This is a genomic window from Desulfovibrio piger ATCC 29098 (assembly GCF_000156375.1).
Lineage (GTDB): Bacteria > Desulfobacterota > Desulfovibrionia > Desulfovibrionales > Desulfovibrionaceae > Desulfovibrio > Desulfovibrio piger.
The window spans coordinates 58,240-81,739 of sequence record NZ_DS996360.1; the positions used below are offsets into that span (position 1 = coordinate 58,240).

The 23,500-nt window shown below is 64.3% G+C and carries 18 protein-coding genes; 4 read left to right on the forward strand and 14 right to left on the reverse strand.

Features of this window, described 5'->3' with window-relative positions:
* Window positions 1-198: 198 nt before the first annotated feature.
* The 6 genes from DESPIG_RS11015 to aprB form a co-directional block, all read right to left on the reverse strand.
* Complete coding sequence (locus DESPIG_RS11015) at window positions 199-921, reverse strand: hypothetical protein (protein ID WP_040370011.1); 723 nt, start codon at window positions 919-921, stop codon at window positions 199-201.
* A gap of 85 nt (window positions 922-1,006) precedes the next feature.
* Window positions 1,007-2,191, reverse strand: a complete 1,185-nt coding sequence (qmoC, locus tag DESPIG_RS11020; protein WP_006008668.1) for a quinone-interacting membrane-bound oxidoreductase complex subunit QmoC — start codon at window positions 2,189-2,191, stop codon at window positions 1,007-1,009.
* Between the two features lie 13 nt (window positions 2,192-2,204).
* Entirely contained in the window at window positions 2,205-4,466 is a 2,262-nt protein-coding gene (locus DESPIG_RS11025) for an FAD-dependent oxidoreductase (RefSeq protein ID WP_006008670.1), read from the reverse strand.
* Between the two features lie 5 nt (window positions 4,467-4,471).
* A complete protein-coding gene (locus DESPIG_RS11030) occupies window positions 4,472-5,707 on the reverse strand; it encodes a CoB--CoM heterodisulfide reductase iron-sulfur subunit A family protein (protein WP_006008672.1) in 1,236 nt (411 codons plus the stop codon).
* A 222-nt stretch (window positions 5,708-5,929) separates the two neighbouring features.
* Window positions 5,930-7,918 (reverse strand): adenylyl-sulfate reductase subunit alpha, encoded by a 1,989-nt coding sequence (aprA, locus tag DESPIG_RS11035; protein WP_006008676.1) that lies wholly within the window; start codon window positions 7,916-7,918, stop codon window positions 5,930-5,932.
* Between the two features lie 37 nt (window positions 7,919-7,955).
* Complete coding sequence (gene aprB / locus DESPIG_RS11040) at window positions 7,956-8,444, reverse strand: adenylyl-sulfate reductase subunit beta (protein WP_006008678.1); 489 nt, start codon at window positions 8,442-8,444, stop codon at window positions 7,956-7,958.
* Window positions 8,445-9,192: 748 nt separating this feature from the next.
* Between aprB and DESPIG_RS11045 the strand changes: the two genes are divergently transcribed.
* Window positions 9,193-11,001, forward strand: coding sequence for a 3-phosphoshikimate 1-carboxyvinyltransferase (locus DESPIG_RS11045; protein ID WP_006008684.1), 1,809 nt, complete (start codon window positions 9,193-9,195; stop codon window positions 10,999-11,001).
* Window positions 11,002-11,165: 164 nt separating this feature from the next.
* On the opposite strand, the gene DESPIG_RS11050 is transcribed toward DESPIG_RS11045, so the two are convergent.
* The 3 genes from DESPIG_RS11050 to cutA form a co-directional block, all read right to left on the reverse strand.
* Window positions 11,166-11,642 (reverse strand): YbaK/EbsC family protein, encoded by a 477-nt coding sequence (locus tag DESPIG_RS11050; RefSeq protein ID WP_006008686.1) that lies wholly within the window; start codon window positions 11,640-11,642, stop codon window positions 11,166-11,168.
* 123 nt (window positions 11,643-11,765) lie between these two features.
* Window positions 11,766-12,713 (reverse strand): carbohydrate kinase family protein, encoded by a 948-nt coding sequence (locus tag DESPIG_RS11055; RefSeq protein ID WP_006008688.1) that lies wholly within the window; start codon window positions 12,711-12,713, stop codon window positions 11,766-11,768.
* Window positions 12,714-12,723: 10 nt separating this feature from the next.
* On the reverse strand, window positions 12,724-13,056 hold the full coding sequence (gene cutA / locus DESPIG_RS11060) for a divalent-cation tolerance protein CutA (RefSeq protein ID WP_006008690.1): 333 nt from the start codon (window positions 13,054-13,056) through the stop codon (window positions 12,724-12,726).
* A gap of 113 nt (window positions 13,057-13,169) precedes the next feature.
* Between cutA and nth the strand changes: the two genes are divergently transcribed.
* A complete protein-coding gene (gene nth, locus DESPIG_RS11065) occupies window positions 13,170-13,838 on the forward strand; it encodes an endonuclease III (RefSeq protein WP_006008691.1) in 669 nt (222 codons plus the stop codon).
* Between the two features lie 338 nt (window positions 13,839-14,176).
* On the opposite strand, the gene DESPIG_RS11070 is transcribed toward nth, so the two are convergent.
* From DESPIG_RS11070 to zraS, 3 genes are all read right to left on the reverse strand, one after another.
* On the reverse strand, window positions 14,177-14,806 hold the full coding sequence (locus DESPIG_RS11070; protein ID WP_006008695.1) for an HD domain-containing protein: 630 nt from the start codon (window positions 14,804-14,806) through the stop codon (window positions 14,177-14,179).
* A gap of 268 nt (window positions 14,807-15,074) precedes the next feature.
* A complete protein-coding gene (locus tag DESPIG_RS11075) occupies window positions 15,075-16,439 on the reverse strand; it encodes a sigma-54-dependent transcriptional regulator (RefSeq protein ID WP_006008697.1) in 1,365 nt (454 codons plus the stop codon).
* Complete coding sequence (gene zraS, locus DESPIG_RS11080) at window positions 16,440-18,083, reverse strand: two-component system sensor histidine kinase ZraS (RefSeq protein WP_006008699.1); 1,644 nt, start codon at window positions 18,081-18,083, stop codon at window positions 16,440-16,442.
* Between the two features lie 181 nt (window positions 18,084-18,264).
* Here zraS and DESPIG_RS11085 point away from each other — a divergent pair, with 181 nt between their 5' ends.
* On the forward strand, window positions 18,265-18,741 hold the full coding sequence (locus DESPIG_RS11085; RefSeq protein WP_006008703.1) for a periplasmic heavy metal sensor: 477 nt from the start codon (window positions 18,265-18,267) through the stop codon (window positions 18,739-18,741).
* Window positions 18,742-19,073: 332 nt separating this feature from the next.
* The gene (locus tag DESPIG_RS12945) at window positions 19,074-19,634 is read left to right on the forward strand and encodes a Spy/CpxP family protein refolding chaperone (RefSeq protein WP_081446885.1); all 561 of its coding nucleotides are present in this window, start codon (window positions 19,074-19,076) and stop codon (window positions 19,632-19,634) included.
* Window positions 19,635-20,465: 831 nt separating this feature from the next.
* Here DESPIG_RS12945 and DESPIG_RS11095 read toward each other — a convergent pair.
* Window positions 20,466-21,725: an aromatic amino acid transport family protein gene (locus DESPIG_RS11095; RefSeq protein ID WP_006008711.1), complete on the reverse strand. Its 1,260-nt coding sequence runs from the start codon at window positions 21,723-21,725 to the stop codon at window positions 20,466-20,468.
* Window positions 21,726-21,904: 179 nt separating this feature from the next.
* Window positions 21,905-23,311 (reverse strand): L-serine ammonia-lyase, encoded by a 1,407-nt coding sequence (locus DESPIG_RS11100; RefSeq protein ID WP_006008713.1) that lies wholly within the window; start codon window positions 23,309-23,311, stop codon window positions 21,905-21,907.
* Window positions 23,312-23,500: the final 189 nt, after the last annotated feature.

Genomic DNA, 23,500 nt, shown 5'->3' on the forward strand with positions numbered 1-23,500 from the left:
CTCGCCGCGCAGGCGACCAGGCCCGGGGGCCGGGCAGCGGCCGTCCATCGGACGGCTGGCTGTCGCGCTACGGCTCCCCTCTCATCCCGGGCAGGGGCTGCCATATGGCACTGTCCCTTTTGTCCCGCACCGGCGGCCACAAAAAAGGCGCGCCCGCCGGAACGGACGCGCCTTGAAAGGCGATGCCTTGACTTGGGACTAGAAGCCGAAGCCGTCGGAGTTGGCGCCGCTGGTGCCGAAACCGAAATCGTCCGGCACGCCGCCTTCTTCCTGGGCGGGTTCTTCGGCGGCGGCAGCGTCACCGGCCACGCCGGCAGCAGCCACACCCACGGTGATGTTCTTCAGGTTGTCCTTGATGGCGTCCTTGATGCTCTGCATCAGTTCGTCATGGTTGATGGCGACCTTGCCCTGGAATTCGGCCACCTGGCGACGCAGACCGCCCATGTCGGTCTTCATGGTCTTGATGGTGTCTTCCAGCTTGTCGCACTTCTTCTGCAGTTCTTCAGCCTTGCCCTGATAGGGGGCCAGGGTCTCCACCTGCTGGCGCAGGGTGGCGATCTCGGCGCGCTGGCTGACCATGGTGCCGTGCATGTCGTCCATCATGTCGAGCACGGTGGCGACGGCGTTCTTCAGGCAGTCGTCCATGGGGGTCAGGGAGATGGTGTCGCCCAGCAGACGGGCACCCTGGTTGACGAAGTCGCCCCAGTTGTCACCGTCTTTGTAGTTCATGTCCAGGAACTTGGGGGACAGCTTGGCCAGCCAGGCAGCGGCGAAGGGAGCCACGGCGGCGGCGCAGGCGTCACAGACGATGCTGCGACCGGTGATGTAACCGGCGATATCTTTCACGTCCGCGCCCTTCTTGGCGACGGCCAGGGCCAGGACGGTTTCCACAGGGAACATTTTGCGAGCGGTATCAGACATTTTCGGCCTCCTCCTCGGAGAACGGTGTTTTGCAGTGTGAGCCTGTGCGGGCCGTCGTCACGGGGCGACTGCCCGGAAGACCATCCTAGTAGCCGCGTCCGTACATGCGGACGAACAGCAGGGCCGCGGTGCGGTACACGAAGTGACCGAGCTTGGACCACGGCAGGTAGGCGAAGAGCATCCACACAAAGACCAGATGCAGGTAGTACACCACAAAGGCGGGCTGGATGGCATCGGCCAGGCGGAAGACCTGGGACAGGATGCCCGTCACGGCCACCAGCCAGATGATGCCCAGCAGGTACCAGTCATACCAGCTCGAACCCTGATGCTTGGGGTTCAGCTTCAGACGGCGGGCGGTGAGCATGGCCAGGCCGCAGACCAGCATGATGGCGCCGAGGTTGGCCAGGATCTTCACAGGGTACAGCAGCGGCATGGGGGTCTCGATCTTGATGAGCGGGATGATCTTGCCGCCCCAGTGGCCCAGGGCCACCACGGCCGTCACGAAGGCCAGGATGACGAAGCTGTAGACCAGGATCATGTGGCCGGCCTTGCGGTTGGGCACATAGGTACCGGTCTTGGGACCAGCTTCGCAGTCGTCGAACTTGCGGTGGGTGACCACTTCGTCGATGAGCACGTCCAGCAGGTGCCAGTACCAGGCCTTGGTCTTGCCAAGCACGGTCAGGCGGCCTTCAGGCTTGAACATGCCCCAGAGCTTGCGCACGCCCTTGTAGAGGATGTAGCAGGCCCCGAAGAAGGTGATCATGAAGATGGGGTCGATGGTGTAGTCACCATAGAACACCTGACCGAACACGATGCGGCCGTCGGCGGCGCGGGGGAACCAGTTGCCGTCATTGAAGCCGGCGCGGATCCACCAGATGAAGAGCCACAGCAGGGCCGGGATGGCGAAGAGGAAGGGCAGGCCGGAGGGCTTGCTCATCCACTTGCCCACGATGGTGGGCTCGGTCAGATCGCGGTAGACCATGTTGCGGGCAGCGCCCATGACGTCGGCGGGACGGGCACCACGGGGGCAGAGGTCCGCGCAGTTGCCGCAGTTGTGGCAGAGCCACAGGTCCACGTCGGTGGCCAGCTTTTCCTTGAGGCCCCAGGACGCCCACACCATTTCCTTGCGGGGGTAGGGAGCGTTTTCCGGAGCCATGGGGCAGGCCACGGAGCAGGTGGCGCACTGATAGCATTTTTTCAGGCTTTCGCCGCCCGCTTCCATCAGCTCCCGCGTAAAGGTGGAATCCGGCTTGAGAATATTCTGTGCCATTGCAGCCTTCCTCCTACATGCCCTTGAACGGGTTGGGGCCGAGTTCCACGATGCGAGCGACGAATTCGTCGATCATGTCCGGCACCTTGTCATATTCGTCGATGGCCACTTCGAGCTGGTCAACGCGCTCGGGCTGCACGCCCAGACGGTTCAGGGTCTCGGCGATGTTTTCCTTGCGGCGGTTGCAGATCTCGGAACCCTTGATGAAGTGGCACTGGTAGTCTTCGCCATATTTGCAGCCCAGCAGCAGCACGCCGTCGAAGCCCTTGCTCATGGCGTCAGACACCCAGATGGCGTTGACGGAGCCGAGGCAGCGCACGGGGATGATGCGGCAGTACGGGCTCCAGGCCTTGCGGCGCATACCGGCCATATCCAGGGCGGGGTAGGCGTCGTTTTCACAGGCCAGGATGAGGATGCGGGGGCCTTCCTTCTTGAAGTCCTTGGGCACCACAACTTCGCGGATCATGGAACCGATCTGGTCGATGTTGTAGTTGGCAAAGGAGATCACGCGCTCGGGGCAGGCGCCGAAGCAGGTACCGCAACGACGGCAGCGGGCCGGGTTGGGTTTGGGCGTACCCTTTTCGTCGTCGTCCAGGGCGCCGAAGGGGCATTCTTCGGTGCAGCGCTTGCACTGGGTGCAGCGCACGAAGTTGAACACCGGGTAGGAATTGTCGCCGGAGCGGGGGTGCACGGCCACACCGTGGGAAGCGGCTTCCACACACTGGATGGCTTTGAGCACGGCACCGCGGGCGTCTTCTTCACAGGCGTCCAGGGTCTGGGGCTGACGCACGCAGCCGGCGGCGTAGACACCGGTACGGCGGGTTTCGTAGGGGAAGCAGATGTAGTTGGAGTCCGCGAAACCGTCGAAGAGCTGCAGATCCGGGAAGTCGGGGCCCTGGCGGTAATCGAATTCCACCACCACGTCCTTGGCGGTCGTGGGCACGACGCCCGTGGGCAGCACCACCAGATCCACGTCCAGATCGAAGTCCATGCCCAGCAGGGTGTTCTTGCAGCTGACCACCATGTGGTTGCCGGCATCACGGATGTCGGTCACGTCGGCCTTGGTCATCATCAGGCCCAGACGGTCCTGCATCTTCTTGTAGAAGCGTTCCAGGATGCCGGGGATGGTCATGTCCTTGTACAGCACGAAGGCCTGCACGGCATCATTGGTCTTGTCGCAGATGATGTTGGCCATGCGCAGCATGCCCACGCTGTTGACGGCGTTGGAGTAACGCAGGTGCTTGATGCTTTCCAGGTTCTCCTTGACGAAGCCCTTTTCTTCTTCCTCGGCGGGAGCTTCGGCAGCGGGGGCTTCGGCCTCGGCAGCGGCGGCTTCGTCAGCGGCCTTCTGCAGGGCTTCTTCAGCGATGGTGGTGTCGAGCACGAAGGCGATGCGGCGGGCGTCGACCTTGCCTTCGCCCAGCATCTTGGCGAACTGGGCGGCATGGACGACCTTGGGGTTCACGCCCAGGCCCATGCTTTCCAGATACTTTTCAGCCAGCGGCACCCAGCCGGTGGCCAGGACCACGGAGCCGATGTCGAAGGTCTGTTCGCCGTTGGCGGTGGCCACGGTGGCCTTGAACTCGCCGGGCTGGCCTTCCAGTTTGGCCATGTGGGCGTTCAGCAGCACGGTGATGCTGCTGTTGCCGGTCACAGCGGCGATCTTGTCGGCCAGGTTGGTGGGCTGGCGGTCTTCCCAGGGAGCCTGCAGGGGCGAACCCATGGGCATGTTGTTGACCGCGCCGCCGAGCTTGTCGGCCTTTTCCACCAGGATGACTTCATAGCCGGTCTTGGCGGCTTCCTGGGCGGCGGTGAGGCCGGTCCAGCCGCCACCGATGACCAGGATGCGCTTGATGCCTTCGATGGCCGCAGATTCGGGCATGTTGCTCTTCTGCAGTTTGACCACGCCCATGTTCACGTAGTCGGTGGCCATCTGGGTCAGCAGGGCGGGAGCCGTGCCGCTGACGGCGGAACCGTCGGGGTTCTTGTAGGCGAGCACGCACTGTTCGCGCAGGTTCACGTGTTCCACCTGCACGGGCAGCTGCCAGGGGGTAGCTTCGTCGCGGGGGCTGGCGCCGCAGAAGAGCACGCCGTCAAGGCCGTTGGCTTCGATGTCGGCACGCACTTCGTCTTCGGCCACGCTCAGCATGGGCAGCACTTTCACCACAGGGGTGAGGTCGCTCCATTTGCTGCGGACCTGTTCGGCCAGGGCTTCCACATCCAGGCCGCCGCCGATGTTCTGTACGTCAAAATAGACGCCGATCTTGCTGGCCATGCCGCCTACCTCCCTTTCACCGTTTGCACCGCCTTGAGAGCGGCGGCCGTGCCGGACTGCGCGGTACGCATCACGTCCAGCGGCATGCGGGCGCAACCGGCGGCAAAAATGCCAGCCTCTTCACCGCCCATGACGAAACCGTCTTCGTCCAGGGGCAGGGGCAGGGGCAGGCTGTCGGTGGCCAGGCTGGGCTGCATGCCCGTGGCCAACACCACCATGTCATAATCCAGATGCAGCTTTTCGCCGCGGATGGCGTCTTCAACGGTCACGGTGACGTTGTCGTCAGCGGCCTGGGCCACGTCGGCCACCTTGCCCTTGATGAAGCGCACATTGGGGGCGGCCTTCACCTTGTCCAGAACCTTCACATAGCGGCCCGGAGCGCGCAGGTCGATGTAGAACACCGAGATCTGGGTCTCAGGATACTGCTCGCAGATGTACTGGCACTGCTTGAGGGTGGCCATACAGCAGATGTAGGAGCAGTAGTTCAGGTGGTTCTGGTCACGGGAGCCGGCGCACTGCACGAAGGCGATGCGTTTGGGGCGACGGCCGTCGGTAGGACGGACGATCTTGCCGCCGGTGGGGCCGAAGGGGGAGGCCAGGCGTTCGAGCTGCATGTTGGTCACGCAGTTCTTGACCTTGCCGGCGCCCAGGTTGGCCAGGTTGGTGACGTCGTAAGGCTTCCAGCCGGTGGCCACCACGATGGCGCCCACATTGAGCTCGATTTCGCGGGCGGGTTCGTTCTGGTCCAGGAACTTCTGGCCGGCGACGCGGGCGGCGTCAGCCTTGCTCAGGGCGTCGGTGTCCAGCACGAAGCGGTTGGGGAAAGCGAAAGGCATGGATTTGTACAGAGCCTTGCGCTGGGACAGCCCGAAGTCGAACTCGTTGGGCACGGTACCTTCCAGGCTGGAGGCGAGGAGGGTGAAGTCCACGTTGTGGGCGGCCACCTTGCGGGGCTTGATGCTCACGGTGGCGGTGTAGTCACCCTTGCAGCCGACCAGTTTGGTCACTTCGGCCATGGTGAAAAATTTGATGCGGGGGTTCTTCCTGATGCGCTGGAACTGGATTTCCAGACCGCAGGAGGGGGGACAAAGTTTGGGGAAATATTTGTTGAGCTGGGCCACACGGCCGCCCAGGTAGGGCGACTTTTCCACGATATACACATCGTGGCCCAGTTCCGCCGCTTCGATGGCGGCAGTAAGGCCTGCAAAGCCGCCGCCCACGACGAGAATGGAGTTGGACATCCTGGATATCCTCCTGCGTTGCAGCGCCGTGGCCCCTCTGCGGGGCGGCGCGCACGCCTGCCCGGTTGTATGGGATTGCCGGGCGGCGCAATTGAGAGCCAAGGGGCCCTGCCGCGCGGCGCATATTCCAAGGCGCGGCGGGGAGCTTGCATGTCGCACACCCGCCGCGCCGAAAAAAATGGGGTGGCCTAGGCGGCCACCCCAGGGATGTTCTTCCGCCTACTAGTCAGGGATGATCTGGTAGTAGGGCTTCTTGAAGATCTTGGTTTCGCCGGTGGCGGGATCGTACTTGGAGTTCACGAAGCACTTCCACTTGCTGTCGTCGATACCCAGGAAGTCAGCGCGGTAGTAGAAGCCGGGGTAACGGGACTCTTCACGGAAGGCGATGTGCTGCATGTGCAGGCGCACGGTCCACAGGCGATGGTAGTTTTCCCAGCAACGCAGCAGTTCGTGCAGGTCGCGGGCGGCCAGCTTGGCGGAGTCTTCTTCCATCATGCCCAGCAGATAGAAGCCGGTGTCCAGCAGAGCCTTGGAGGTGGTGTAGTAGGTACCCACGCCGCCACCGTATTCGTCGGTGCACTTCACGAGGCGCATCATGAAGTTCTTGGGCGTGATGTAGTTGGGGTTCACCACGGGGTCGGTGGAGGCGTCCTTGCCGGCCAGGTAGTTGTAGTAAGGACGGTAGATCAGCTGCTTCAGTTCTTCGGCGGTTTCCTTGAACTCAGGCTTGAAGTCCTTGTGGTCCAGGCACCAGCGGACCATCTGCTTACCGGCGATACGGCCTTCAGCATGGGAACCGGAGGAGAACTTGTGGCCGGAAGCGCCCACGCCGTCGGCGCAGGTGAACAGGCCTTCCACGGTGGTCATGCGGTTGTAGACCTTACCGTTGGCAGCGCGAACCTTGTAGTCTTCGGGCACCCAAGCTTCGTCGGGACCGGAAACCCAGATACCGCAGCAGCCGGAGTGAGAGCCGAGCAGGTAAGGTTCGGTGGGCATGATTTCGGAACCGCGTTCTTCAGGAGCGGTGTTGGTGGCGGCCCACAGGTTGGCCTGGCCAACGCACATATCCAGGAAGTCTTCCCAAGCTTCGGACTCGAGGTCTTTCTGCTGTTCTTCGGTCAGGGTGGCGAAGGTGGTCAGCAGAGCGGTCTTGGTGTCCATGTAGATGGGGCCGCGGCCTTCGCGCATTTCACGAAGCATCATGTGGTTACGCAGGCAGGTGGGGATCACGTGACCCTTGGCGTAGCCGCGATCTTCGTAAGGCTTCAGCATGGCGCGGTTGGTGGCGCAGTAGTCTTCGCCCTTGCTGTTGGTGGCTTTAGCCTTGAACAGCAGGAACCAGGCGCCCACAGGGCCGTAACCGTCCTTGAAGCGGGCGGGCACGAAGCGGTTTTCCATCATGGTCATTTCGGCGCCGACCTGAGCGCACATGGTGTAGGTGGAACCGGCGTTCCACACGGGGTACCAAGCGCGGCCCATGCCTTCACCGGTGGAACGGGGACGGTACACGTTAACGGCACCGCCGGCGGCCACCATGATGGCGTTGGCTTTGAAGATGTGCACTTCGTTGGCACGCAGGTTGAAGCCCACGGCACCAGCGACGCGGTTGGGGGTGTTCTTGTCGAGCAGCAGCTTCACGATGAAGATACGCTCCATGATACGGTCTTCACCCAGGGCATTCTTGGCAGCTTCGGCCACGATGCACTTGTAGGATTCACCGTTGATCATGATCTGCCAACGACCGGAGCGGACGGGCTCGTCGCCGTTGCGCAGGCTCTTGCCGGCGGCCTTGGCGGCGGCGCCGTTCATGTTGTGGCCGTTTTCGTCCTTGATCCAGCAGGGCAGGCCCCACTCTTCGAACAGATGCACGGAGTCGTCAACGTGACGGCCCACGTCGAAGATCAGGTCTTCGCGGACCAGACCCATAAGGTCGGTGCGGACCATGCGGACGTAATCGTCGGCGGTGTTTTTGCCGAGGTAGGTGTTGATGGCGGACAGGCCCTGGGCCACGGCGCCGGAGCGCTCGAGGGCGGCCTTATCGCACAGCATCATTTTCAGACCGTGTTTGTCGCCCCAGCGCACGGCTTCGAAAGCGGCACCGCAGGCACCCATACCGCCGCCCACGATCAGCAGGTCGACGTCATGTTCCTTCACTTCAGGTTCAGCAATGGCAACGCCTTTCATCGCTTCCTTGACGGGAATCATAGGCATAGTGATTTCTCCTTAAGCTCTACGCGGTTACTGCTCTCTAGCGGCCCTGTTCCATAGCGGTGAAGACCTTGTCGGCTTCAGTCACTTCGAACTTCTTGCCCAGGACTTCGATGGGGGTGGCCAGCTTTTCTTCGGTGAACAGCAGTTCGTCGTCGAGGTTGGCGCCTTCCGGTTTGCCTTCGAAGGGCTTGATGGAGCCTTCAGGAGTGGTACGGATGGGGAACTTGAAACGTTTCACGCTGCCGTTGCGGAACTGCACGGTCCACATGATGGAGTCGGCAGAGCGCATGGGGATACAGGTGCCGCCCATGGGAGCAAAGTCGGCGTAGGGACGAGCGGTGATGGCGCCCTGGGGGCAGATCTTCACGCAGGAATAGCATTCCCAGCAGGCGTCGGGTTCCTGGTTGTACGCCTTCATTTCCTGAGGATCGAGGATCATCAGGTCGTTCGGGCAGATGTACATGCAGGCCGTCTTTTCGCCACCCTTGCAGCCGTCGCATTTGGACGGATCGACAAACGTAGGCATAACGTATCCTCCAACTCTTAAAGTGTTTCAGGTCAATCTTGACCATATGGGCAGCCACTCGGGCCGCCCGAGTGCCGTCTTGATTGGATCACGACCCTGGGCAACAGCGCTCAGGTCGTGCGCTTGTGTTTTTAGTAACAAGCTACCCCTCTTCACGTCAAGCCCCCTTTTGAAAAATTCGTGGGAACTCTCGGTGGAAAACGGCACAAACCACTATAATCCTTGCGTATTCTCCCTAGCATAATTTTTATGCTGTGTAAAGATGCGCCGCGTTTTGGAGGACCTTCATGCCCAAAACCTGCTTTGGGTCGGGAAAAGGCATTTTTATCAGTGGGTTATCCCGAATGTTTTCCTTTGCGGGGCCGGGAGTTGATTTGATAAAAATATTATATTCCAAATGGTTAGCGTGGCATATCTTTCGGTTTCGGCGGGGTGGCTTTTTTATGTCGATCCCGTGTCGCCCTGATCCCGGCCGTAAAAAGGCGTAAAAGTTGAAACAATTATCCAATAAAATCAAATGCTTGATTATAACTAATTGAAAATATTGCATTTTATTGAAAAAGACGAAGAAGGCATCCGTCAGGCTGTCCTGGCGGGCCGTCAAAGCCCGTATGAGCTTGCACTCTCTTTCACATGATACCGGAAAAGCCCCGTCCGGGGGCTTGCCAGTGACGCCGTTTCGGGATACAGCATCCCCCACAAATTCATAGAGCGACGCGCCGTCCGGCGGTCGAGAGGAGCATCCAGCATGAACGAGCACCACGAATTCCGACCTGCCCAGAGGCCGGACAAACGCAGCGACCGCCCCGAAGGACGTTTCGAGGCCAGAACCGACGGCAAGCCCGAGCGTCCGCGCCGCAGCCTGCGCGAGACCGTCTGTGACATCGACCGCGATATCCTGCGCATGCTCATGCGCCGCCACAATCTCATCAAGCGCATGTACAATGCCAAGGGTTTCCTGGAGCCCGCGGAAGAAAAGAGCATCCGCGAGTCCTGGGAAGCCGCCGTTTCCCGCGTCAGCCGCGATCCGCGCCTGAGCGGCCGTTTCTTCACCCTGATGCAGGAAGTGGAATTCCTGCCCCGTCCCGGTGAAGACGGCGAAGCCCAGCGCCCCGCCTTCAATCTTGCCCCCGCCGACATGCCCGTGCGCCTGTCCATGCCCGCCCCGCGCTCCTGCCGCCTGACCCGGGCCTGGGCCACGCTGGCCGCCTGCACCGGCCAGGCCGTGCGCATCGCCCCCGCCCTGATGAACGATCCCGTGGTGGATTGCGTCAAGCTGCTCAACCAGCTGGGCGCCCATGCCAACCGTGACGACGGTGCCGTGCATGTGGCCGCCGGCGCGCCCCTGGGCACCCCGGACAAGGTGCTGCATGTGGGCGACAGCTCCTGGAACTTCTATCTGGCCCTGGGCCACTACCTGGGCCGTCCTTCGCGCACCAAGTTCACCGGCGGCGCGGCCCTCAAGCTGGCCGACCTCAGCGCCACCCGCCGCTTCCTGCCCCTCATGGGCGCGCGTCTGGTGCATGTGGTGCCCAAGTCCGACGGCTTCCCGGTGCGCATCGAATGCTCCGGCGTGCTGCCCGGCAAGGTGGTCTTCCCCGCCGATGCCCCGGTGGAACTGGTCGAAGGCATCATGCTGGCCGCTCCTTCCTACGAGCACCCCATCACCCTGGATCTTTCCGCCATGCCCGAGCGTGCGCTGGCCTTTGCCCGCATCCTGCCCGTGCTGACGGCTGCCGGCGCCGACGTGCGCCGCGAAGGGGACGTGCTCCACTTCCAGCCCTGCACCCTGAGCATCCCCTCCGAACCCACCCTGCCCGTGGAACCGGAACTGGCCGTGTTCCTGATGGGCCTCGCCCCCGCTCTGGGCGGTGAAGTGCGCCTGGAAGGCCAGTGGCCCACCTGGCCCGGCACCGAAGCTGGCCTGGACCTGCTGCGCCAGACCGGCGCCAAGGTGGAATGCTCGACCACCGAGATCCTGGCCCGCAGCCTGAAGCCGCTGGCCGAACTGCCCGCCGCCTTTGCCCTGCCCGAAGGCCTGCCCGCCTCCTGGCGTCCGCTGGCCGTGGCCCTGAGCACCATGACGGCCCTGCGCGGCGGCCGTGCCGTGCTGCCCGCCGGTCTGGAAGCCGAAGAGAACGTGGTGGAAAGCTACCTGCACGCCGCCGGTCTGGCCCTGGATGCCGAAGGCTGCTTGGTGGCCTGGAAGCCCGGTGACGACATGGAAGAAGTCGAAGAGCAGGACGAAGAAGGCCGCCCTGTGCGCAAGCCCCGTCCCGCCCTGCAGGCCCGAGGCTGGAACGCTCCCGACGCCCCCTGGGCCGTGGCCCTGGCCCTGGCGGCCTGTGCCCGCGGCAAGCAGGAAGGCTTCAAGCTGGGCAATCCCGGCGTGCTGACCGAGCTCTATCCGCCTTTCTGGGTGCTGTACAACAACCTGCCCGAACCGCACATGACGCGTGAGAACAAGGAAGTGCCCGCCGAGCCGGTGAAGAGCCGCCGCCGCGTCATCACCAGCGCCGTGGCCGTGCCGCCTCCGCTGGAAGACGAAGATTACTAGGACCGGGCAGCTCCCGCCGCATGACCGGGCCTGATGGCCGGGCCGTGGCGGCTCCCCGATGAAGACGAAAAGGGCGTCCCTCCTTCGCGGATGGACGCCCTTTTTTATTTGCGGGAAGCGGCGGTCGGATTCTCCTGTCCGGCCCTGTCTGCGGGATGCTCCCGTCAGGCCAGCTCTTCCGGGAGCTTGCAAAGGTCGACCCACTGTCCGCCGGTGACGGCGGCCAGCTCTTCCGGGGTCAGCTGCACGGCGTTGTTGGGCGCACCGGCGGCAGGATAGACCACGTCATAGCGCTTGAGGCTCTCGTCCAGGAACACGCGTACCCCTTCCGGCAGGGCAAAGGGGCAGACCCCGCCCTGGGGATGGCCGGTGAGGCGCTCCACGTCCTCCACGGGGATGAAGCGGGCCTTTTCGTGGAAAAGATCCTTGAACTTGCGGTTGTCCAGACGGGCCAGGCCCATGGCCACCACCAGCACGGGACCGGTGGAGGTGAGGATGGACAGCGTTTTGGCGATACGGCCCGCCTCGCAGTGCAGGGCTTCGGCCGCCAGCGCCACGGTGGCGCTGGAGACGGTGAACTCGCGGTAGCGGTCGCCCAGACCGTGGGCGGCCAGTTGGGCCCTGACGGCTTCGGTGCGCATGGCTGGATGCTCCTTGGCTGAAACATGCTCCGTTGTTGCCGGTGAGGGGCGGCATGCCGGAGGCGTATCTCCCGTTTGGCGGGGATGGGAAAAGGGGCCTGCCGGGCAGGCCCCTCCGTAGATCTACAGGGTGATGGGCATGGGGCCGAAGCTGGCCTCGTAGCGCTTGCGGAACTCGTCCTTGCTGAAGTGGTGTTCCTGCGTGCCCAGCTGTTCGATGGCGTAGCAGGCGCTCACAGCGCCCAGCTTGGCGGCTTCGGGCATCTCCAGGCCGCAGACCAGGCCCTTGAGCAGGCCCGCGCGGTGGGAATCGCCCGCGCCGGTGGGATCCTTGACGCCGTCGCAGGGGATGGCGGGCACGTGCACGTCCACGCCCTGGGCATTGCGGATGCGCTGGCCGTCACCGCCCAGCGTGGTCACCAGCCAGCCGGTCATGGCCACCAGTTCCTCCTCGCTCTTGCCCGTCTTTTTGCAGACCATGCCCAGTTCGTAATCGTTGGTCACGCAGGCATAGGAACCGCGGATGGCGTCGCAGAGATCGTCGCCCGAAAGTACGGGCAGCTGCTGGCCGGGGTCGAAGATGTAACGCACGCCCTTTTCACGGAAGAAACCGGGCAGGCGGCGCATGTCGTCCACGCTGCCGGGGGAGACGATGGCCCAGTCCTTGGCGGGGTCGAGGTTGGGGAAGGTGTAGGTGGCGGGCTGGCTCATGGCGCCGGGGTAGAAGCCCGTGATCTGGTTGTTGTTCTGGTCCGTGGTGATGTAGCACAGGGCCGTGAACACGTCGGAATCGCGCCGGATGCCTTCCAGCGACAGGCCCAGCTTTTCCCAGGCCGCCGCGTAACCGGTGAAGTCGCGGCCGGCGGCGGAGACCACGATGGGCTTTTCGCCCAGCAGGGCCAGGGTGTAGGCGATGTTGCCCGCACAGCCGCCGCGGCGTTCGTCCATGCTGTCCACCATGAAGCTGACGCTCAGCATGTGCAGTTTGTCCATGAGCACATGGTCCTGCAGATTGCCGCCAAAGGTCATGATGCGGTCAAAAGCCAGGGAACCGGAAACATAAATGGCCATCTTCGTTCCTTTATTCGTTGGGCTGCCCTGCGGGCGAGCTGTTTTGGGCGATCCACTCCAGGAAGGGGGCGTTGCCCTTCTCCAGCGGCATGCCCACGATACAGGGCACTTCATAGGGATGGGCCGCCTCCACGGCGGCACGGAAATCTTCCCACGCCGCCCGGCTGACCTGGGCCAGCAGCAGGCATTCGCGGCTCTCGCGGACCTTGCCTTTCCAGCGATAGACGGAAAGGGCTCCGGGCAGGATGTTCACCCCGGCGGCCAGCCGTCGTTCCACCACCAGATGGGCCAGGGTTCGGGCAGTCGCTCCGTCGGGCACAGTGACACAGGCAAGCAGGCTCATGGCGTCCTCCTGTTCGGGAAGTGGGAAAAGCGGACAGAAGATACACCAGCGGGCCGTAAAAACCAAGCGTGCCCCGCCTTGCTCCCCCTGTCTTCCTGTGGCATAGCAGGCCCATGAGCGCAAAAAAATCCCTGCCGCGCGGTGCCCTGGCCCGCGCTGAAAAAGTCCTGGCGGCCCTTCAGGCCCGCTACCCCCGTCCCGCGACCCATCTTGAGGCCGACAACGCCTGGGAACTGCTGGTGGCCACGGTGCTGGCCGCCCAGTGCACCGACGCCCGCGTCAACACCGTGACCCCGGAGCTGTTCCGGCGCTGGCCCGGCCCGGCCGAACTGGCCCTGGCCACGCAGGAGGAGCTGGAAAGCGTCATCCGCTCCACGGGCTTCTATCACAGCAAGGCCCGCAACCTGCTGGGTGCGGCGCAGCGTGTGGTCTCCGTCTACGGCGGCGAGGTGCCGCCCCGTCTGGACGAGCTCATCACGCTGCCCGGCGTGGCCCGCAAAACGGCCAATGTGGTGCTGTTCGGCGCCTTCGGCATCAACGAGGGCCTGGCCGTGGATACTCACGTCAAACGTATCAGCTATCGTCTGGGCCTCACCGCCCATACCGATCCCGTGGACATCGAACAGGATCTGATGCGCCTTTTCCCCCGTGCCGAATGGGGCGACGTCAATCACCGCATGGTCTGGTTCGGCCGCGATGTCTGCCACGCCCGCAGCCCCCGCTGCACGGAATGCGAGATGGCCGACTTCTGCCCCCGCCGCGAACCGCCCAAAAGCAAGTGATCTTTGAGCGGAGAAGAAAAAACGGGGGAAGGAGGGACCCTTGGCTAGCGCGCAAGGGGCCCTCCTTCCCCCGTACCCCCTTTCTCCCCCCAACGCGCTTTATCAAGGCTTTTTCACCGTCGGACACGGCCCTTGCGGGGGCCGTGCTCTCTTTTTATGCGTATCAGCCGGTTCCGGTCCGCTGGGGAGTTTTTTCTCTCGGAGAGCCTTGGCCGTCCTGAGACGGACAGGGAAGGCGGTGCGCCCGGCTCCATGACAAAAGAACAGCCCGGCCTCCATGGAGGCCGGGCTGTTTCGTTGCAAGAAGGGGGATGTTCCCGGAGAGAGCCGGGACGGGCTCACTTGCGGTCGATCCACCATTTTTTGTCCACGCGGCCGTACCACCAGCGGTTGTGGTCCGTACGCAGGATGACCTCGCACAGGGCCTGGGCCTGCGGGCTGCGCAGGCGTTTGACCGCGCTTTCCAGCCAGTCGGCGGCAAATTTGTTGCCCTTGTCCAGCTCGGCCTTGAGGTTGCAGATCAGGTCCAGCTGGTCGGCGTCGTGGGCCAGTCGGGCTTCCAGGCTCCGGCGTTCCTGCAGTTCGTCCCAACCGTCGAGGATGTCCTGTTCCAGTCCGGTGCCGTCCACGGCATCCTGCAGGGCATCGCGGTCGCGGCAGGTGTCGTAGCGGTGGTTCACATAGTTGAAGTCGCCGGTACGGGCTTCATGCAGGTCGTGGAAAAGGCAGAGGAAGGTCACGCGGGCGGCATCGGCCCCCGCCAGTTTGGCCAGAGTGTAGCCGATGACGCTGGTACGGTAGGAATGCTCGGCCACGTTCTCGTTGCCGGAGCCCAGGAAGGCATAGCCGCTGCGCGGCGTGTGGCGCAGATGGCCCGCCTCGTGGAAAAAGTCCGTGATGCGTTCCAGTTGCCGTTCATCGGGCAGGCCCGCAGCGGGCGTGCTTTTGTTTGAGCTGTCCTGTGCCATGTGTGTTTCCTTATGGATGGAGCGCGGCGCCCCCTCCGTTGCTGATTTGTGTGAAAACTGTCCGCGCGCCATCGTCCTCCCCTTTCCGTCTTTGCCCGACCGCTGGCAGGCGGTGTTTTTTTTGGGGGGGGGACGGCCACCCAGGCAAGGCCAGGGCTTTTCCGGGCCTCGCCATCCTCCTGGGCGAAGCGCGTTGGGGGAGGGATGGGGGCGGGGGGAAGGCGCGAGCCAAGGGGGGGCCCTTCCCCCGGAAAATCCCTGCGCGCTCTTATTCCAGCCCGTATTTGCGCAATTTGTTGTGCAGGGTGGCGCGGGTGATGCCCAGGCGGCGGGCAGCCTCGCTCTTGTTGTCCTCGGTCTGGCGCAGGGTGTCCTCGATGGCGCGGCGTTCCAGGGCTTCCAGCGAGAGACCGGCCAGGGAGGCCTCGGCGGTCTCCGGTACCGGAGCGGCCTGTTCGGCGGCGCCGGTGATGCTGGCGGGCAGTTCCGGGCCGGTGATGAGGTCGCCGGTGCAAAGGATCACGGCGCGTTCCACGGCGTTCTGGAGCTCGCGCACGTTGCCGGGCCAGGAATAGCGGCGCAGCATGTCCAGGGCCTGCGGGGCGAAGCCCTTGACGTTCTTGCGGTTGCGGGCCGCGAATTTCTCCAGGAAGTGGGCCGCCAGCAGGGGGATGTCCTCGCTGCGTTCACGCAGGGCGGGCACCTCGATGCTGATGACGTTGAGGCGGAAGAACAGGTCCTCGCGGAAGCGCTTCTGTTCCACCTCTTCGCGCAGGTTGCGGTTGGTGGCGGCGATGACGCGCACGTCCACGGTGATGGGCGAGTCCGAGCCCACGCGCTGCACCTCGCCCTGTTGCAGGGCGCGCAGCAGCTTGGCCTGGAGCGAAAGGGGCATCTCGCCGATCTCGTCCAGGAAGAGGGTGCCGCCGTCGGCCTGCAGGAAGCGGCCCTCGCGGCGGCGGTCGGCGCCGGTGAAGGCCCCGCGCTCATGGCCGAACAGTTCGGATTCCAGCAGGTTCTCGGCCAGGGCGGCGCAGTTGACCGTGACCAGGGGCTTGTTGGCACGGGCGCTGGCGCCGTGGACGGCGCGGGCCACCAGTTCCTTGCCGGTGCCGGATTCCCCGGTGATGAGCACCGTGGCCTCGGTGGGCGCCACGGTGGCGATGATCTCGCGCATGGCGCTGACGGCGGGGCTGCGGCCCAGGATCTCGGGCCCGGCGGCGGCCTCGCTGAGCTGGCGGCGCAGCTCGCGGTTCTCCACGCTCATGCGGGAATGGTCCACGGCCCGTTGCAGGGTCTCGCGCAGGGCGTCGAAGTCCAGCGGCTTGGTCAGATAATCATAGGCGCCCAGGCGCAGGGCATCCACGGCGGTCTCCACGGAGGAATAGGCCGTCATCAGCACCACGGGCAGGGCCGGATTGTAGTCCAGGATGCCCCGCAGGGCATGGATGCCGTCCATGCGTCCCATGCGCACGTCGGTCAGCACCACGTCGTAGGGCTTGGCGCGCACGGCCTCCACGGCCAGGTCGCCGTCGGCCGCCTCGTCCACGCTGTAGCCCCAGGCCTGGAGCATCATGCGCAACATGCCGCGGTGGGCATCGTCGTCGTCAACCACGAGAATGCTGGTGTTCACCTAATCCTCCCCCTTCTGCCTGTTGGCGGCAGGCTCCCCGGCCTGCCTGTCCGGGCCGTCCGCCGGATGGCCCGCGGCCTTGCCGGCCTGCGGCAGGCGTATGAAAAACGTGGTCCGGCCGGGCGTGTCCGCCGTGGCCTGACGGGATCGTACATAGACTTCGCCTTCGAGCGCCTCCACGATCTTGTGGACGGTGGCCAGCCCCAGGCCCGTGCCGTGCCCCTTGGTGGTGAAATAGGGGTCGAAGATGTGGTTGAGGTTCTCGGGCGCGATGCCCTGCCCGGTATCCGTGACCGAGAGGACCAGATGCTGTTTTTCCACCGTACAGCCCAGGGTCAGGGTGCCGCCGTCGGGCATGGCATCCAGGGCGTTGAGGCAGATATTGAGCAGGGCCTGCCCCAGCCTGTCGGGATCCATGCGGGCCGGGGGCAGATCGGCCGGGAGGTCGTTCACCAGCCGGACGCCGCGTTTTTCGGCATCCTGGGCGATGAGGCGCAGCACATGGGCCACGCTGTCTTCCAGCGGTGCGGCCACGGGGCGCACGTCACTGGGACGCGAGAGCCCGATGAGCTCGCTGATGACGCGGTTGAGGCGTTCCACCTCGCGCACCATGACGCCCGCGGCCTTGCGGTCCTCGCTGCCTTCGGGGAAGCGCATGCCGAAATAGGTGGCGTAGCCCTTGATGGAGCTGAGCGGGTTGCGGATCTCGTGGGCCACCCCGGCGGCCAGCGTGCCCACGGCGGCCAGCTTTTCCTTGCGGCGTATCTCTTCTTCCAGACGGCGTATCTCGCCTTCGGCCCGGCGCTGGCGGCGGCGGGATTCGCGGGCGCGCTGCGCATAATACAGGGCCAGCAGGCAGGCCAGGCCCACCAGCATGGCCACCCCGGCCAGCATGAAGACGTGGTCCCTGTCCTGGCCGCGGGTGATCTCGAACGGCGAAAGGTCGAGGCCCAGGAAGATGACGGGCTGCGGCAGGCCCGGCGGCAGCTCCTGCCCCTTCGGGGGCTGCATGAAGTAGCGGTAGACCACGAACACGCGCTGGCCTTCCATATTGAGGATGGCGGAACGTGTCTGGCTGCCGGGGGCCAGCATCTTCATGGTCTTTTCGTCGGCTTCTTCGCCGTTGATGCGCAGGATCTCGCCCAGGCGGTTGCCGTTGCTGTGGGCCAGGATGGTGCCGTCGGGCATGGTGACGGCGATGAACTGCACGTCCGAGGTGCTGGCCATCTCCTTGAGCAGGATCTGCAGGCGCACGCGCGCCTCACCGCGCATGCTGGTGCGCAGCATGCTCTCGAAGGCCATGATCAGGGAACTGCCTTTTTCGGCCAGCAGGCGCGACATGGCGCGTTCGTTGCGTTCGATGGAGGCCAGGGCCAGCAGCGTGACCAGCAGGATGAGGACGAAGGCCGTCCCGCCCAGCAGCAGACCCAGCGGGGTGTTCTGCTGCTGCGCCAGCTGCGAACGTGCCTGCGAGCAGTCGTTCTCGCGCGCGGCCTGGTCATTGGCCACCATGCCGCCGGAGCTCTGGCCGGACGGGGCAGACCCCGGTGTCTGGCCGGGCCGGTTGGCGGCGCGGGCCAGCCGGTGGCGACGGGGATCCAGCAGGGCGGCAGCAGCGGAAAGGCAGCGTCGGATAAAGTTCATGCCTGCACTATAAGCATGGTTGGGGCACCTGTCACCTTGCCGTCGGATATTTGGCTTGCATGTTTTTTGCAAGAACGGGGAAAGACGAAAAAAATGCCACGGCCTGCCAGCGGCCTTTCCTTGCGCCGCGGACACAGGCTTGATATGCCAGAAGCATGGCCCAACAGAACAAGGTTTGCCTATGTGGAAGAATATAGTTGTCAGTGGTCTGGTCATGACATCGCTCCTGCTGCTGCCGCTCATGGTGGCTGCCGGGGGGCATCACGGCGGCGGTCACGGGCCGCGCGGCTACCGCAATGTCGACCAGTGGCTCCAGAGCCTGCCCGAAGAACAGCAGGTCAAGGCCCGCGCCATCCTTGAAGAAGCCCGTCCCGCCATCGAGGACACCCGCTGGCGCATCCGCCAGAAGCGGGAAGAGCTGGCCCATTTCGACTACGCGGAAGATTCGTCCGCCGAGACGCTTTCCCGTCTTGGCTGGGAATTGCAGGACCTGCGCGACCGCCTGCGCCTGCAGCTTGCGCAGCTGGAGGGCCGCCTGCTGGACGAGGTGGGCGTGAGTTTTCGCCGTGCGGGCAAGAGCCGGGGCTGCAACAGCATGATCCGGCAGGACGTGATCCACACCTATTCCCTGCAGGAAAGCCTCGAACCCTGCCCGTAACCCGTGCAGCCCAACGAAGCATCCAGGCCCCGCCCAGGCGGGGCTTTTTTTGTGCTCCGGTCCCGGCGTGGGGGCCGCAGGGCAGGGGTGTATGAAAATTTGTCTGCTGTATAATTTTTGACCAGGTCCGTCGGCCCGCTGCATAAAAACTGGACATCCGGGGCGCCCGCCGGACAGCAGAAAAAGGATGCCGTGTTGGGAATAAATTTATAATTTATTGATTTATATTAAAAAATATACTTTGGCACGCGGGTTGCTATATGCAGGGCACAAAGGGCAAGACCCAAAGCCCAAAGACAACCCACTCTGAAAAGAGCTAAAGGAGCATATATATGAAGACTTCCCGTGTTATGATCCCTGCCCTGCTGGCTGCTGCCCTCATCGGCGGAACCATGACCTCTGACGCTTTCGCCGGCCCCCATCATCGCGGCCAGGGCAACGGTTACGGTCCCTGCTACGGTTACGGCGACGGCGGCTGCTGGGAAGGCGGCTGGGGACATCACGGTCACGCCCGTGGCTGGGGTTACCGGGCCATGTCGGATGCGCAGCGTGCCAAGTTCGACAAGATCATGGAAGAATTCGCTCCCCGCATGGAGCAGCTGCGCGACAGCATCTACGTCAAGCGCCAGGAACTGCGGGCTTTGGAAAACGCCACCAACCCCGATGTGAAGGCCGTGCGTGAGGCCGCTACCGAGATGACCCGCCTGCGCAACGAGATGGCCGACCTGCATGACGCCCTGGGCGACAAGCTGGCTGCCGAAGTGGGCGTGCCGGAAGGCTTCAAAGACGCTCCCCGCGGCCCCCGTGGTCCCCGTGGCGATCGCGGCCCCGCCATGGATTGCCCTCGCGGTGACGCCAGCTACGACGACGGTCCCCATCGCGGCCACTATTAAGAGCTGATCCCTGCCAACGGCAGAAAAAAATATCTGGCCGGAAGCTCCTCCTCCTTCCGGCCAGGCTCCCGAAAACAGCAACCTCCTTTGACAGGCACCTTTAACCAGAGCTCCCGCTCTACAAAATGCAGTCCTCTGGAACTTCTACCCCGGCCGGGGATTCCCCTGGCCCCGGCCGGGCCTTCCTGAGAAAAGGCAGATTTTACATCCTGAGATCGCCCCTCCCCGCCTTTGGCGGACAACATAGCCGGCAGGGCAATCCCCCTTGGTCCTGCCGGGGCTCACGAGAGCATCCTCCTCCTTCACCATAACCTCTAACCATCAGAACATCCTCCCTCTTTGGCCGGCTGCTCCTCCCCCTGGGCAGCCGGTCGTCTTTTTTTATCCGCTGCCCGCCGGCCCGGTGGGAGCGGCGCCTTCCTGTGGGCCTGGTTTCCCGGTGGGCCGGTGCCGTCATCAGACCCGGCAGAAAGGAGGCGGGTTGACGCCTGCCCCCGGCATTGGACATCTGGGCCGGTAGGGCCCCGGATCACAGTGTCCGCCACTGCCGGTGCGTGTCTCTTCGCTGTCCCGTATGTTCCGGCATCTTCCTGCCGTGATGGCGTGGTGCGGGCTGTTCCCGCAAGCGCGGCACAAGGGGCTTTCCGGCAGGAGCCTTCCTCCTCCTTCTTCCTTTATCCGAGATGCTGGCTATGCGCCCCGCCTGCTGCGCAGCAGGGGCGCCAGGCCATGGCGGGCCGCATCGACCGCGCAGGTCTGCGGGCACAAAAAAAGACGTCCACCGGCACGGAGACCGGCGGACGTCCTGTTTTACGGATGCGGCACGCGGGATCAGAACAGCTTGTAGAGCAGGGAAGAGATGGCCACGCAACCGGCGGCCAGCACGAAGGCATTGCTCCACTGGCCACGGTAGCGGCTCATGGCCGGGATCTTGTGCACGGCGTACATGGGCATGATGAACAGGATCATGGCGATGACCGGGCCGCTGAGGGATTCGATGATGTCCAGGATGCCGGGGTTGAGCCAGCCGGCCAGCCAGAGGGTCACGAAGAAGAACAGGGCGATGCCGGTGCGCACGCTGCGCGAGGTGGCCGTGGCTTCGGGGTTGGAGGACATCTGGACCAGGATGCCGTGCAGGCCTTCGCGGGCGCCCAGATAGTGGCCGAAGAACGAGCTGCCGATGGCCAGGAAGGCGATGAGCGGGCCGAACCAGGAGATGAAGGGATTGTCGAACTGGTTGGCCAGATAGGAGAGCACGGGGATGTTCTGGGCCTTGGCTTCCACCAGCTGGGCGGGGCTGAGGCTGAGCACGCAGCTGAAGACGAAGGCCATGACGAAGAGCACCAGGATACAGGCCGTGCCGCGCAGGGTCTGGGAGGCCTTCTGCTCGGCCATGTCGCCGTAGTGGCGGCGCTGGGCCAGGGCAAAGGACGAGATGGCGGGCGAATGGTTGAAGGCGAAGACCAGCACCGGCAGGGTGAGCCAGAGGGTGCCCAGGAAGCTGCCGGCATCAGGCATCTGCCCCAGCGCGGAGGTGTTCCAGTGCGGGATGAGGTAGAGCGACAGGCAGAAAAGGATGCCGCACAGGGGGTAGACCAGCCACTCGTTGAATTTGAGCATGAAGTTCTCGCCCACCAGGATGACGGCCATCAGGGCCGCCACCAGCACGCCGGAGAGCAGCAGGCGCGGCGGCGCGGCCATCTGTAGCTGGTTGATGATGAAGGATTCCACCGTGTTGGTGATGCCCACGGCATAGATGAGCAGGATGGGGTAGATGGCGAAGAAATAGAGCAGGGTGATGAGCTTGCCTGCGGAAAGGCCGAAGTGCTCTTCCACCACGGCGGTGATGTCGCTGTCGGCGCGGGAGGAGGACAGCACGAAGCGGGCCAGGCCCCGGTGGGCGAAATAGGTCATGGGGCCCACCAGCAGGGTGATGACGACCAGGGGCCAGATGCCGGACATGCCCGCATTGATGGGCAGGAAGAGGATGCCCGCGCCCACCGCGGTGCCGAAGAGGTTGAGCATCCAGACGACGTCGAATTTCGTCCAGCGGCCGGAGGCGGCATGGCCGGTTTCAGGGGTCTGTGCCATGAAGGTTCCTTGAGGGTGAAAAGGTTGAAAAAGCAGGGGAACAGGTCCCGGGCCCGTGGCAGGGCCGTGCTGCGGGCGTCCGGCACCGGCGGGTGCCGTCCCTGTTCCTGTCCGGGGACGGAAGGGGCCGCCTTCATCGGATGGACGAAGACGGCCCCGGGGGAGCGCAGGGCTCCCGATCAGCATTCCACCAGGCTGACGGCCAGGCCGCCTTCGCTGGTTTCCTTGAATTTGGCGTTCATCTCGCGGCCGGTCTCGTTCATGGCCATGATGACGGCGTCCAGGCTGACCATGTGCTGCGAGGACTTTTCGCAGGTGGCCAGCAGGCAGGCATTGTAGGCCTTGATGGCGCCCACGGCGTTGCGCTCGATGCAGGGGATCTGCACATAGCCGCCCACGGGGTCGCAGGTCAGGCCCAGATGGTGTTCCAGCGCCACTTCGGCGGCGTTTTCCACCACATCCACGGCGTAACCGCGCGCATGGGCCAGCATGGCGGCGGCCATGCTGGAGGCCACGCCCACTTCGCCCTGACAGCCCACCTCGGCACCGGCGATACCGGCGTTATGCTTGGCCAGGAAGCCCACGGCCGCCGAGGCCAGCACGCCTTCGCGCAGGGCCCGGTCGCCGATGTTCATGTTGTAGCGCATGGCGTAGAGCAGGGCGGGCATGACGCCCGCGGCCCCGCAGGTGGGCGCGGTGACGATGACGCCGCCCGAGGCGTTCTCTTCGGCCACGGCAAAGGCGTAGGCGTTGACCTGGCCCAGGAAGCGGTCCACGGCCAGGGGCATCTCGCGGGCACGTTCCAGCAGGGTGTGGCCCTTGCGCCACACGCCCAGGGTGCCCGGCAGCTGGCCTTCGGCCTCAAGGCCACGGCGCACGCTGGCGTACATGGATTCCATGATCTGTTCCAGGTTCTGGAAGATGTCCGGACGGGACATGCCGGTGATGGCGCTCTCGTTGTCCAGGATCAGTTCGTGCAGGGTCAGGCCGGTCTTGGCCAGCTGTTCGCGCAGCTGGCGCATGGTGCCGTAGGGATGCACGGGCTTGCCGCGTTCGGGCGGGGTCCAGCCCTTCCACTGGATGAAGCCGCCGCCCACGGAATAGTATTCCATGCTGAACAGGGCCTGGCCGTCGGCATCCTCAAGGCTGACGAGCAGGGTATTGCTGTAGGGGGCGTCGTGGATGATGGGACCGTGTTCGATGTCGGCAAGGCCCACCTGCAGGAGGACGTCGTGGATGCGCAGTTCGTGGCGGGCGTCGGCTTCGCGGCCCAACTTGTCCAGCAGGCCCGCGGGACAGGTCTCGGGGCTGGTGCGCAGCAGGCCGGCCAGCACGGCGGTGTTGGTGCCGTGGCCCATGCCCGTGGCGCTCAGCGAGCCCAGCAGCACCACATGGATGCGGGCGGCGCGGCGTACCAGATCGGGATCGAGGGCATCGCAGCGCTGGACGAAGTCATGCCCGGCGCGCATGGGGCCGATGGTATGGGAGCTGGAAGGGCCGGGGCCGATCTTGAAAAAGTCGAAGAGCGAGGTCTCGATGGCCGGACGGACGTGCAGGGCCGTCAGGGGCTTGTGCGTGGGAGTCATGGTGTCTCCTTGTGTGGGATGACTGTGCTGGCCGCAGGCGGCAGGCCTGACGCGGGGCGGGCGCGGAGCGCGCCGGGGAGGGAGAGGAAGGAAACAGGAGCTGCGCCCCATTGCAGCACATCCCCTTTTGCCTTGAGTGCGGGGATGTGTCAATATTTTTTAACTTAAAAAATATTTTAAACAGTAAGA